A 13,384-nucleotide genomic window follows, 5' to 3' on the forward strand; every position below is an offset into this window, starting at 1 on the left:
GAAACATGCGAAAATTTTTAAAGACATTTATGACCTCGTTTCTAGCATTTGCACTCGTGTTGACAGGGATTCCGTTTTCAGGAGCAACAGCAGCTTCAGGAATCGCGGATTTAGTGATTGATCTCAATGTTCCACAGGTTACAAGGGAAGTAAAGAATAACAAACTTGATTTAAACGCACTTCATGTTTATGAGGATGGCCACTTTATGCTGGTCTCTGAGAACTTAAAATGGAAGTCTTCAAATAAGAATGTTGCCTCTATATCTGAAGCTGGAGAAGTAACTTTATCCGGTCACAATGGTACAACGTTTATCTCTGTCAGCGATGGCAGCAATACCGACAGAATTTCAATTCAATTCAAGGGAAATCAAGACAAAATCCTTGTTGAAAAAGAAAAAGGCGCACGTTATGACCTTATCGGCAATGCCATCGATCACATGACAATGGAAGAAAAAGTCGGACAAATGCTAATGCCTGACTTTAGAAATTGGAATGGCAAAAATGTCACGGTAATGAACGACGAAATTGCAAAGCTTGTAAAGGATTATCATCTTGGTGGTGTGATTTTATTCCGTGAAAATACGGTGACAGCTGAACAGACGACCAAACTGGTGGATGCTTATCAAGAAGCAGCGGAAAAGTATGGACTGTTGATTTCCATTGACCAGGAAGGTGGAATCGTTACACGTCTGCAAACTGGTACCGATATGCCAGGCAATATGGCATTGGGTGCGACTAAATCTGAAGAGCTAGCTGAAAAAGTCGGCAGGACAATAGGTGAAGAGCTAAACGCACTTGGGATTAACATGAATTTTGGACCAGTGTTGGATGTAAACAATAATCCTGATAATCCTGTTATCGGTGTTCGTTCTTTTGGTGAAGACCCTGAGTTAGTTTCAAAGTTGGGAAATGCTTATATTAAAGGACTTCATGAAACGGGCACTGCGGCCACTGCTAAGCATTTTCCAGGTCATGGAGATACTGCGGTTGATTCACATGTAGGACTTCCATCGGTACCACATGATCTTGATCGATTGAAGAAAGTAGAATTATATCCTTTCCAGCAGGCAATGGATGCTGGTATTGATGCGATTATGTCAGCACACGTAACGTTCCCAAAAATTGATGATACAAAAGCAATTTCAAAAAAGGACGGAACAGAAGTCTCTGTACCAGGTACTCTTTCCCACAAGATATTAACGGGTCTAATGCGCGAAGAAATGGGCTTTAAAGGTGTTATCGTAACTGATGCGATGAATATGGGTGCGATTGCCGATCATTTTGGATCCGTTGATGCAGCTATCCGTGCTGTAAAAGCAGGTGCAGATGTCCTATTAATGCCAGTGGGAATCCAAACAGTGGCAAATGGACTTTATGATTCAGTCAACGCTGGCGATATCTCAGAAGATAGACTTGAGCAGTCAGTAGAGCGGATATTAACCCTGAAATTAAATAGAAGCATTGTTAAGGCGGAAATGGAAAGGAGTCTTGATGAAAAGGTTGCGAAGGCTATTCAAGTAGTAGGTTCACCTGAACATAAAGCAGTTGAAAAAGAAGCAGCAGAAAAATCAATTACGCTTGTAAAAAATAATGATATACTTCCACTTAATGTTTCTCCTGAAGATAGGATTGTTGTGGTTGGTGGGGCGACTTTCTCTATGAATCTCCTTGCAGCTGAGGTCCAAAAATACCATCCTGGCGCAATTTATATCAATGCTTCAGAATCACTTGATGCTACACAATTAGCACAAGTGAAGGATGCAAAATACATCATTGCTGGAACCTACACCTCAAGTGTTGGAGGCAGAGCCAACGACGCTAGTCAAATGGTGATGATAAGACAACTCATCGAGACTGGTGTACCTGTCATTGCTGTTGGGGCTAGAAATCCATATGACGTTATGTCCTATACGAATGTAGATGCCTATCTTGTTCAATTTGGCTTTAGACCAACGAGCTTTGAAGCAACAGCAAGTACAATTTTTGGTAAAAATAATCCGACAGGAAAGCTGCCAGTTACGATTTACAACCATGATGGCAGTGTTTTATATGGATTTGATCACGGGTTAGGATACTAAGTAGGGGAGAGATAGAGGGGAATTTAGTTGTGACTGCTTCAAATAGGGGTAGGGCTATATTCCTTAAACTTTGATAGATCAAAAGAGGAGGGGTACTTTTGAAAAAGGGGCTTATAGGTTTATTGGCTCTCGTTCTACTACTTTCGACCGTTTCAGCAGCTGTTGCAAAGAACGCAAAAGAGAAGAAGAATGAAAAATTCCGTTTGGGCGTAGAGGTTTTGTTGCAGGATAAGATTGATTTGATAAAGGATAAGCGCGTCGGCTTAATAACCAATCCGACGGCGGTTGATCAAAGCGTTACTAGTATCGTAGATTTACTATACAATAACAACAATGTAAATTTAACTGCTCTTTATGGTCCTGAGCATGGTGTCCGTGGAAGTGCACAAGCTGGTCAATATGTTGAACAATATACGGATGAAAAAACAGGACTTCCTGTTTACAGCCTTTATGGGAAGACAAAAAAGCCAACACCTGAAATGCTAAGCAATGTCGATGTATTGTTATTTGATATCCAAGATGTGGGGACACGTTATTACACCTATATTTACACCATGTCACTAGCGATGGAAGCAGCAAAAGAGAACAATATTCCAATTATCGTTCTTGACCGTCCGAATCCAATCAGCGGGACAAAAGTCGAAGGACCTGTGCTCGAGGATAAGTACTCTTCGTTCATCGGTGAATATCCGATTCCTGTTCGCCACGGGATGACAGTCGGGGAATTAGCCAAGCTTTTCAATAGCGAATTTGGTATTGGAGCCGATTTAACGGTAGTGGAAATGGAGGGTTGGAAACGAAACATATATTACGATGAGACACCATTAGAATGGATCCTTCCATCGCCAAACATGCCAACCCAGGAAACTGCGGTTGTCTACCCAGGGGCTGCCCTCATTGAAGGAACCAATGTTTCCGAGGGAAGAGGAACAACAAAGCCATTTGAATTGATTGGAGCACCGTTCATTAATAGCGACAATTTGGCTGCCAAGTTAAACTCTTACAAATTACCTGGTGTCACATTCCGAGCGGCTTCATTTATACCGACCTTCTCGAAGCATGCGAATGTTTTAAGCCATGGAATTCAAATTCATGTCACAGACCGAAATGCCTATAAGCCGTTTGAAACAGGATTGTATATCGTAAAAACAATCCATGATATGTATCCAAACGATTTCCAATTTAGAGCACCGAATGCAGCAGGAATCTCCTTCTTTGATAACCTTGTCGGTAATGGTTCGATCCGTGCTGATATTGAAGCTGGCAAATCTATTGAAGAAATAAAAGCTGCATGGCAGGCGGGTTTAGATGAATTTAACGGGGTTCGTGAGAAGTATTTATTATATTAATAGGAGTGAGGGCCTTCTTTTTAGGAGGCCTCTTTTTAATACGATTTATCCTTTAAGAAAAAATCAAATTATATTATGGACTAAACTAGTAAAAAAACTATTACGATCTTCCAGTGATTGACGAAACCATTTTATTATTCTGCCTAGTGGGGGAATTACTGACAAGAACCTAAATTATATCGCAAGTACATTAATTACAAGAGAAGTTCACGGGACAAAAAAAGTAAATTACTCCTTGAACCTTTCTTTAAAAAAATGGACAATAGATATTAGTAGTTGGGTTCAACACTTTATTGCAATATTCGCTATATATCTATTACGTAAGGGGTAGGGTTATGGAAACAGCAAAAGGAATTGGTGTAGAAAATGAACAAGTACGTACCTCGCGTCAGAAGAAATGGATTTTACTTGGGGTCCTTGTTCTTTTATTCATTTCTGTTATGTTAAGCATAGCTGTTATAGAAGTTAAAAAAAGTAAATCTAAGCCGTTAGTGTTAATAAAACCAACAGAAAAAATATTTACTAAAACAAAAACAGTGTCAGGTCGTGTTGTACAAAGTCATGCTGAAACAATTTATTTAAATGTAACAAAAGGATCTATACAGGAAATTTTTGTGAAAGAAGGGGAAACTGTTACAAAAGGACAAAAGCTCTTTTCTTATGAAGGATCAACAGTCGCGGCTGAGCTAGGACAAGCAGAAGTAAATAAAAACCTAGCAGAAACAAGTGTTACTCAGATGAAAGAGCAAATCACTTCATTAGAGCAGGATATACGAGAAGCTGAGTCAACCACTACAACTGATACAACTGATACAACTGATACAACTGATACAACTGATACAACCAATACCATTGATGCAGTTGATACAGCTAACATAGCTACTAAAGCTATCACGATCCAGTCAATTCAAGCTGAACTAAATAAAGTAAAAGCTGAGCTCCGTGCAGCAGAACTAAAAGTAGAAAAATATACGTTGCAGGCTGAAAAGCTAAAATCTGAGCTCGAAACATTAACTGTCATCAGCTACACTGCTGGTGTAATATCAAACCTGAACCAAAATGTAGGTCAAGGTTTTCGAGCAAAAGAAAATCAGCAACTAGCAATCATGCAAATCGCTTCAAATGATCCGTTTCAAATTGAAGGAAAGCTAACAGAAGCAGAAAAAGCAAAAATTACATCAGGCCAATCTATTACAGTAACTTCTAATGTAGTAGCCAATAAGAAATGGAAAGGAAAAATTTCGGAGGTTAGTGATTATCCTACATATAAAACAAATGCAAATAAGAATAAAGATATACAACAAGAAACTAATCCATACTATTCCTTTAAAGCAAGTCTAGATTCACAAAAGGGCCTATATCCTGGCTACAATACCATGCTAGACGTAGTAGTGCAGTCAAAGCAGTTGCTAGCAGTTCCTGAAACGAGCATCATGGGCTTTGGAAAATCCACCTATGTATATGTACAAAAAAAAGGAAAGATTCAGAAACAAAAGGTAGAAACTGGTCAAAAAGGAGGCAAATGGGTTGCCATACTTAAGGGTTTAAAGGAAGAAGACAAAATAGAAGAAAACCCATCCTGGATTGTTCGCCTTGGTACATCTCTTTTTGATTAGTATTTTAAAGGTAAATTATGGTTCATCCTAAACATAATATCGAAACACGACTATATTACTATAATTAATATTATGTATTTCATTTTAGCCGATACTCATATATAATGTAGCTTAATTGAATATAAATAACTAGGGGTGTCCAATAAGTTGGGCTGAGAAAGAAACACGCTGAAGTTTCTTGACTCTTGGGACCTGATCTGGATCATACCAGCGTGGGGAAGTTAGAATAGACAATCTTCAATGCAACTATACTTCTGCATACATTTTAGCCGGGTCCAACCATTTATGGTCCCGGCTTTTTGATGTACTTTTATACGCTTATTTACTTGTTATGTTCTGTATCTCGTCCTTTATATTCAAAAAAAAAAGGAGAGATTTATTATGTCAACGACTGCATTAAACGAACAAAATATTTCCATCATGTCTAGTTTTCCAGGAAGTAAAAAAGTATATGTAACAGGCTCGAGATCCGACATTAAAGTACCAATGCGTGAAATTGAGTTAAGCCCTACTACGGGAACGTTTGGTGAAGAGGAAAACCTTCCTATTCGCGTGTATGATACAAGCGGTCCTTATACGGATCAGAATTATTCTGTTGATATTTCAAAAGGCCTTCCTGCCATTCGAAGCACATGGATCCATGAACGAGCAGATGTTGAAGAATATGAAGGTCGAGAAATTAAGCCTGTAGATAATGGGTATAAGGATGAAAAAGATCCTCGTGCCAATCATAACGTGTTTCCGGGTTTGAAGCGCAAACCATTACGAGCAAAAAAAGGAAAAAATGTTACACAGCTTCACTATGCAAAAAAGGGAATTATTACTCCTGAAATGGAATTCATCGCAATAAGGGAAAATATGAAACCTGAATTTGTGCGTGATGAAGTTGCAAAGGGTCGAGCGATTATTCCTTCTAATATCAATCATCCAGAGTCAGAACCTATGATAATAGGACGTAATTTTCATGTTAAAATTAACGCGAATATCGGTAACTCTGCTGTTTCATCATCCATCGAACAAGAGGTTGAAAAAATGACATGGGCGACACGCTGGGGTGCTGATAATATTATGGACCTATCAACAGGTAAAAACATTCATAAAACAAGAGAATGGATTATTCGAAACTCAGCCGTTCCTGTCGGCACCGTCCCCATTTATCAAGCACTTGAAAAAGTAAATGGTGTTGCTGAAGATCTTACATGGGAGGTTTACCGTGATACCTTGATTGAACAAGCGGAGCAAGGTGTTGATTACTTCACCATTCATGCTGGTGTTCTTTTACGATATGTTCCACTAACGGCAAAACGGTTAACAGGTATTGTATCCCGCGGTGGTTCAATCATGGCACAATGGTGTTTACACCACCATAAAGAAAGCTTTTTATATACTCACTTTGAAGAAATCTGCGAAATAATGAAATCTTATGATGTTGCATTCTCTTTAGGGGATGGTTTACGTCCTGGGTCTATTGCAGATGCGAATGATGAAGCACAGTTTGCAGAATTAGAGACTCTTGGAGAGCTAACAAAAATTGCTTGGGAGCATGATGTACAGGTGATGATTGAAGGACCAGGGCACGTACCGATGCACCTAATTAAAGAAAATATGGATAAACAACTAGAAGTGTGTCAGGAAGCGCCATTCTACACACTTGGACCTCTTACGACTGATATTGCTCCTGGTTATGATCACATTACATCTGCTATTGGAGCTGCAATGATTGGTTGGTATGGTACAGCTATGCTTTGTTATGTAACGCCTAAAGAACATTTAGGTTTACCGAATAGAGAGGATGTTCGTGTAGGGGTTATTACTTATAAAATTGCCGCCCATGCTGCTGATTTGGCAAAAGGGCATCCAGGAGCACAAAAAAGAGATGATGCCTTATCAAAAGCTCGTTTTGAATTCCGTTGGAGAGATCAGTTTAATTTATCTTTAGATCCTGAACGAGCGATAGAATATCATGATGAAACTTTACCTGCGGAAGGTGCAAAAACAGCTCATTTCTGTTCAATGTGTGGACCAAAATTTTGTAGCATGAGAATCTCTCAAGATATTCGTAATTATGCGAAAGAAAATAAACTTGATACGAACGAAGCTATAGAAACAGGTATGAAGGAAAAAGCTAAAGAGTTTAAGGAATCTGGGGGCAGCATATATCAGTAACTTTCCTTAGGAGGTTATACGGATGAATGTTCAAAAGATTAAAGAGGAAATTACCCGATTGAAAACTAGCCTTGCTTTTTTAGAGGGGTATTAAAAAGACAGCCATGTAACCTTACCTAGATTAATAATCGGGTAAGGTTTTTTATTTTTCTCTAAAATTCCATAGTAAAAACTATTAATCACTTTTTATTATTTCAAATGTTAGAGAAGGTAATTCGCCATAACATGAGTATCTTTTTTTTTAAGTTTCACAGCTTTTCTACATGTTGAATAGACTAGTTTAAAAGAAGTTTATTAAAAAACATGGTGGAGGGAAAGAGCTTGAAGATATACCAAGTGAAAGGGTCACCTGATAATGCAATGGAATTGTTGGAAATCACAACGAATGGGAAAGTAAAGCTTAGGAATATCAAAAATGATGTGGTTATTGAAACAACAGTGGAGGCCTTTGAAATGGCATTTGAACCATCATCAGAGTATTCCTTTATCGCGAAACAACAAGAAAAGCCACAAATGATAAATCAAAGCGAACAAGGGGATATCAATGATTTGATCGAAAAATCTCAGGTAAAAATTGATAAGGTTTTTGATCGATGCACAATGGTTGCGGTCAAGCTGCCCAATGGGTTTATCATCACCGAGTCGATATCCAGTGTAGATGAGGCATCCTATAACGAAGAAACAAACACTCAGATTTGTTTGGAACGGATTAAATATAAAATTAGTGAGCTGGAAGCTTACAAAACTCAAAGTTCAGAGCTATAGTCAAGTATTAAGAATTATCGAAAATAAAATTGCTGGATGGAAGCAGTGACAAGTTACCTAAATAAAAAAACCCTAGAAACTGCGTTATATCAACGTTTCTAGGGTTTTTGCATTGCTGCTTGATAAGGATTGGGATATCTCATTTTAAAATAAAAATTAGGCAACATGAAGGAAAGTTATAAATAAGTTAATAGTAGTGAAAAAATAACCGCGCAATATTTAAACTGCAGATCTTGTCTCAATATTCGTTAGAAAAGGAGAGATAGTTTGATGGTATGGACTATTTTTATCTTTCTTCTGATTGTATTTATTATTGGACCGATTGGCTTACTCTTATGGTTACATATTTTAGCAAAGAAACCACAGCATTCGATTATCAGAGCACATCCTTATTTGGGTTGGATGCGCTACATATTAGAAAAGATTGGTCCGGAATTCAGGCAATATTGGTTTGATGATGACAATAGCGGCAAACCATTTTCACGAACCGATTTTTTAGGGATTGTTTTTTCTGCCAAATATCGAAGTGACCTTTTAAGCTTTGGTTCCAAACGTGACTTTGATAAGCCTGGGTATTATATTGCGAATGGTTTGTTTCCCTTATTAAATGAAGAATTAAGGGTCGACAATCAAGAAAAAGTCCACTCCATGAAATATAAGATTGATCATGAAGGGTTGTTTACTCGTCACGAACAGCTTGAAAAGGACCAAACCACACGTTGGCTTTACCATGAGGAAGAGACAATTATCGTTGGTGGTGATCGGAAATTACCATGGAGACTTAGCGGTCCATTTGGTGTTTCGGCCACATCTTATGGAGCCGTCGGTGAAAACTATATCCTTTCAACAGGTCATGGCAGCTATTTGGCAGGTGGTTCATGGATTAATACGGGAGAAGGCGGAGTTGCACCAGAGCATTTAGAAAGTGGGGTCGATGTGGTTGCTCAAATTGGCCCTGGTATATTTGGTTTTCGCGATGATGAGGGAAATTTTTCGCTGGATGAATTTAAGTGTAAAGCCAAGGAACCGAATATCAAAGCCTTTGAGCTTAAATTCGGTCAAGGAGCAAAGATCCGTGGTGGACATCTGGAGGGGTCGAAGGTTTCTACAAAGGTAGCAACTATTCGGAAGGTTCCTGTGGGAAAGACCATTAATTCCCCCAATCGCTTTCCATTTTTGCATAATGCCCTTGAAACATTGGAGTTTATCAAAATGCTGCAAGAGGAAGGTGGAAAACCTGTCGGAATCAAAATCGTCGTTGGACACCCATCCAGCTTGAATGAATTGTTCGAGTCCATGATTCTTCTAAAGATTTATCCAGATTTTATTACGGTGGATGGCGGTGAGGGTGGAACAGGCGCCACTTACAAATCAATGGCAGATACGATGGGGCTTCCTCTATATCCTGCTTTAATCGCGGTTGTTGATAAGGCCCATCAGTTTGGGGTACGAAAGAAGCTGAAAATATTTGCTTCAGGAAAGTTAATTTCAGCTGATAAAATTGCCATTGCCCTTGCAATTGGTGCAGATGCCGTGAACTCTGCGCGAGGTTTTATGATTGCTAACGGCTGTATTATGGCTCTTCAATGCCATACTGGTAAATGTCCTACGGGCGTAACAACCACCGATCCCAAGTATCAAGAAGCACTTGTGCCAGAGGAAAAGAAATGGCGAGTCATGAACTATATTATTAATGTCCGTCAAGGTTTGTTTGCTTTAGCTGCGGCTTGTGGCATTGATAGCCCATGTAAATTCACTCGTGAGCACATTGTATTTAAAGATGTCGATGGAAGAATAAAAAAGTTATCTGAACTGTTTCCAATGATTGATTCTTAGACAAGTAAAAAAATAACTCCTTCACAGAAAGCATCAACCAAAATTTATGTCAGTTCCCAGGTGCGTTTAAGCATTACTTCACGTGGGGACTGACCCCATCTTTTGTGGAAAGTTCCTTTCATTAACTATTGTGCTAAAGTATTATCGTGGTAAAATATGGTATTTTCCTGTTGACTATTAGAATAAACATCACCTATAATTAACATGGTAATAGAATAATAGACTATGAAGAAGGGAAGGAAACGTATGAGGCAGCGCATAAAAATGGTTACATATTCAAAACTGGGAATAAAAGAGGCTGGACTCCAATTCTAAAAGGAATCGGAATCCAGCCTCTTTCTTTATTATACTAAAGTGATAGAGGAGTGGGAGAAATGATCACATTAACAGGTCAAGATTTAACATTGAAACAAATGAAGGAGATTTTATTTGATAATCAGAAGGTAAGCGCTTCAGAAATGAGTATGGAGGCGGCTAGAAAGAGTCGGGAAGCTGTAGAAAGAATAGTTTCAGAGTCAAAAGTAGTCTATGGGATTACCACAGGGTTTGGAAAATTCAGTGACGTCCTTATTGATAAAGATCATGTTCAAGATCTTCAGCTTAATTTAATTCGTTCACATGCTTGCGGCGTAGGTGAGCCGTTCCCAGAGGTTGTCGCGAAAGCAATGGTCCTTCTTCGCGCAAACGCACTATTAAAGGGCTATTCTGGAATTAGACCGCTCGTTATTGAAAGATTACTAGATTTAGTAAACAAGGATATTATCCCTGTGATTCCTCAGCAAGGTTCCCTTGGAGCAAGCGGAGATTTGGCACCGCTTTCACATTTGGCGTTAGTGTTAATCGGGGAAGGTGAAGTATTTTATAAAGGAAATCGAATGGATTCCCTTGAAGCCTTACAGCTAGAAGGAATTTTCCCAGTCACACTTGAGGCAAAAGAAGGACTTGCACTTATCAATGGAACCCAAGCCATGACTGCAATGGGAGTTGTCGGTTATCTTGAAGCAGAACAACTCGCCTACCAAAGTGAGTTAATTTCCTCGATGACGATTGAAGGATTACAAGGGATTATTGATGCCTTTGCTGAAGAAGTTCATATTGCAAGAGGTTATCAACAGCAAATTGATACCGCAGCTAGAATCCGAGGTTACCTAAGTGATAGTTTATTGACGACGACACAAGGGGAATTGCGAGTGCAGGATGCGTATTCGCTCCGCTGTATCCCGCAAGTTCATGGTGCCACGTGGCAAGCACTTGATTATGTGAAAGAAAAATTAGAAATTGAAATGAATGCAGCAACAGATAATCCACTCATTTTTGATGATGGTGAAAAGGTCATTTCCGGTGGTAACTTCCATGGACAGCCCATTGCTTTTGCCATGGATTTTATGAAAATTGCTGTTGCGGAAATGGCCAATATATCTGAAAGACGAATTGAACGGTTAATCAATCCGCAGTTAAATGATTTACCGCCATTTTTAAGCCCTGAACCAGGATTACAATCTGGTGCGATGATCATGCAATATGTTGCCGCATCTCTTGTATCAGAAAACAAAACGCTGGCACATCCAGCCAGTGTAGATTCGATTCCTTCCTCTGCGAATCAAGAGGATCATGTAAGCATGGGAACCATTGCTTCAAGACATGCTCATCAAATTATTCAGAATACAAGAAAAGTCCTGGCGATTGAGCTGATTTGTGCGATGCAGGCGGTCGAATACCGTGGAGTTGAAAAAATGGCAAGCCAAACAAAACGGCTTTATGAGAAAGGAAGAGAACTCGTTCCTTCTATTAAAAAAGACCGCATTTTCTCAAAAGATATTGAAAAATCTGCTGAGGGTCTGAAAACAATGAATCTGACAAAACTATTTGAGCAAGTCGACAGTGTAAGGTAAATTTCACCATCTAAACTTAATAGAAAAGAAGAAGAGCTTTAACCAACCTACTATTATAAAAAGAGGTGTTATATGCAAAATACGGCACTTAAAGCCCAAGAAACAGTACATGAACATGAGTTTGCCGAACATTTAGAAAGAAAGCTTAAAACGCGACATCTTACCATGATTGCGATCGGGGGAACAATTGGAACAGGGTTATTTTTAGCCAGTGGAACCACGATACATGATGCTGGGCCAGGTGGAGCTTTAGCTGCCTATATCATTGCAGGAATCATGGTTTATTTTATCATGGGCAGCTTAGGCGAAATGGCGGCTTTTATTCCGATTTCAGGCTCTTTTAGTACGTATACCTCAAGGTTTGTCGACCCTGCATTGGGTTTTGCCGTTGGCTGGAACTATTGGTACAATAATGCGATTATTTTTGCTTTGGAATTATCAGCCTCGGCATTGATCATGAAATATTGGTTTCCAGATGTCCCAGGAATCATTTGGAGCGCAACTTTCCTTGTCCTAATTTTTGGTCTGAACTTTTTATCCGTAAAGGGCTATGGTGAATCAGAATTTTGGTTTTCATTGATTAAAGTTGCAACCATTTTATTATTTATTGTTGTTGGGTTATTAATGATCTTTGGAATTATGAAAGGCCATAGTGGCGGATTTGAAAATTTCACCAAAGGAGAAGGTCCATTTAAAGGCGGTCTGTTATCCATATTTAGTGTATTTATGGTGGTGGGATTTGCCTTTCAAGGCACGGAGCTCGTCGGGATTACAGCAGGTGAAAGTGAAAATCCTGCGAAAAATTTACCTAAGGCAGTAAAACAGATCTTCTGGAGAATATTATTGTTTTATGTTTTAGCAATTTTTATTATTGGATGTTTAATCAGCTATACCGACCCCCAATTATTAAGCGCTGATTTAGAGAATATTGCAGTGAGTCCGTTTACGTTAGTATTTGAAAATGCAGGTCTAGCCTTTGCGGCGGCTGCCATGAATGCAGTAATTCTTACTTCCGTACTGTCAGCAGGAAATTCCACTTTATATGCCGCATCGCGCGTCCTTTGGGTATTGGCGGAAGAAGGAAAAGCCCCGTCATTCTTGAAAAAAGTAAATAAAGGTGGAGTTCCGATTAACGCATTATACATATCAACTCTTGTTGGCATGCTGTGCTTTCTTACCTCCCTTTTTGGTGATGGAACGGTTTATTCTTGGCTATTAAACGCTGCTGGCTTAGCTGGTTATATCTCTTGGTTAAGTATTTCGGTTACACATTATCGATTCCGTAAAGCATATGTTGCACAAGGAAGAGATTTCAAAGACCTGCCCTATAAAGCAAAATGGTTCCCATTAGGTCCGATCTTGGCAACAGTATTATGTTTAATCGCCATGCTTGGGACAAATTACGGGGCATTTATTGGTTCAAAGGTTGACTGGTATGGTGTATTGGTTTCTTATATTGGACTACCTCTATTCTTAATAGGTTATTTAGGCTATAAAAGTATCAACAAAACAAAAATCGTCCCATTAAAAAAGGCCGATTTCAGCAGAGATTAATGGTATATTATTCAGCTATTGCAGGAACGCTATAGAAGGATTTCTAGTTTGGGGTAAGTTTCCCGGTGCGTTAAAACTTTACTCCACCGGGAATAAAATATTTAATTTCTAGGATACTGTTCATTTAG

General features: G+C 39.0%; 8 protein-coding genes and 1 riboswitch. All 8 genes read left to right on the forward strand.

Features of this window, described 5'->3' with window-relative positions; translation table 11 throughout:
- Positions 1–5: 5 nt before the first annotated feature.
- The 8 genes from nagZ to ACE198_RS10620 all read left to right on the forward strand — a co-directional run bounded on the left by nagZ (position 6) and on the right by ACE198_RS10620 (position 13,256).
- Positions 6–2,078 (forward strand): beta-N-acetylhexosaminidase, encoded by a 2,073-nt coding sequence (gene nagZ, locus ACE198_RS10585; protein ID WP_375375529.1) that lies wholly within the window; start codon positions 6–8, stop codon positions 2,076–2,078.
- A 98-nt stretch (positions 2,079–2,176) separates the two neighbouring features.
- The gene (locus ACE198_RS10590) at positions 2,177–3,427 is read left to right on the forward strand and encodes an exo-beta-N-acetylmuramidase NamZ family protein (RefSeq protein WP_375375530.1); all 1,251 of its coding nucleotides are present in this window, start codon (positions 2,177–2,179) and stop codon (positions 3,425–3,427) included.
- Positions 3,428–3,762: 335 nt separating this feature from the next.
- The gene (locus tag ACE198_RS10595) at positions 3,763–5,043 is read left to right on the forward strand and encodes an efflux RND transporter periplasmic adaptor subunit (protein ID WP_375375531.1); all 1,281 of its coding nucleotides are present in this window, start codon (positions 3,763–3,765) and stop codon (positions 5,041–5,043) included.
- A 121-nt stretch (positions 5,044–5,164) separates the two neighbouring features.
- Positions 5,165–5,279, forward strand: a riboswitch (TPP riboswitch).
- A gap of 145 nt (positions 5,280–5,424) precedes the next feature.
- Complete coding sequence (thiC, locus tag ACE198_RS10600; RefSeq protein ID WP_375375532.1) at positions 5,425–7,209, forward strand: phosphomethylpyrimidine synthase ThiC; 1,785 nt, start codon at positions 5,425–5,427, stop codon at positions 7,207–7,209.
- 321 nt (positions 7,210–7,530) lie between these two features.
- Entirely contained in the window at positions 7,531–7,974 is a 444-nt protein-coding gene (locus ACE198_RS10605) for a Gp49 family protein (RefSeq protein WP_375375533.1), read from the forward strand.
- A gap of 270 nt (positions 7,975–8,244) precedes the next feature.
- Positions 8,245–9,810 (forward strand): glutamate synthase-related protein, encoded by a 1,566-nt coding sequence (locus tag ACE198_RS10610; RefSeq protein ID WP_375375534.1) that lies wholly within the window; start codon positions 8,245–8,247, stop codon positions 9,808–9,810.
- Positions 9,811–10,184: 374 nt separating this feature from the next.
- Entirely contained in the window at positions 10,185–11,702 is a 1,518-nt protein-coding gene (hutH, locus tag ACE198_RS10615; RefSeq protein WP_375375535.1) for a histidine ammonia-lyase, read from the forward strand.
- 72 nt (positions 11,703–11,774) lie between these two features.
- Positions 11,775–13,256 carry an amino acid permease gene (locus tag ACE198_RS10620; protein WP_375375536.1) on the forward strand — a complete coding sequence of 494 codons (1,482 nt, stop codon included), beginning with the start codon at positions 11,775–11,777 and terminating at the stop codon, positions 13,254–13,256.
- The last annotated feature ends 128 nt before the right edge of the window (positions 13,257–13,384 follow it).

Origin of the sequence: Neobacillus sp. KR4-4, assembly GCF_042136325.1 — a bacterium.
Classification (GTDB): Bacteria; Bacillota; Bacilli; order Bacillales; family Cytobacillaceae; genus Neobacillus.

What these genes read in the sequence shown, in the direction of transcription:
- nagZ (WP_375375529.1), top strand. Translation starts at nt 6, where the DNA reads ATGCGAAAATTTTTAAAGACATTTATGACCTCGTTTCTAGCATTTGCA.
- ACE198_RS10595 (WP_375375531.1), top strand. Translation starts at nt 3,763, where the DNA reads ATGGAAACAGCAAAAGGAATTGGTGTAGAAAATGAACAAGTACGTACC.
- thiC (WP_375375532.1), top strand. Translation starts at nt 5,425, where the DNA reads ATGTCAACGACTGCATTAAACGAACAAAATATTTCCATCATGTCTAGT.
- ACE198_RS10610 (WP_375375534.1), top strand. Translation starts at nt 8,245, where the DNA reads ATGGTATGGACTATTTTTATCTTTCTTCTGATTGTATTTATTATTGGA.
- hutH (WP_375375535.1), top strand. Translation starts at nt 10,185, where the DNA reads ATGATCACATTAACAGGTCAAGATTTAACATTGAAACAAATGAAGGAG.
- ACE198_RS10620 (WP_375375536.1), top strand. Translation starts at nt 11,775, where the DNA reads ATGCAAAATACGGCACTTAAAGCCCAAGAAACAGTACATGAACATGAG.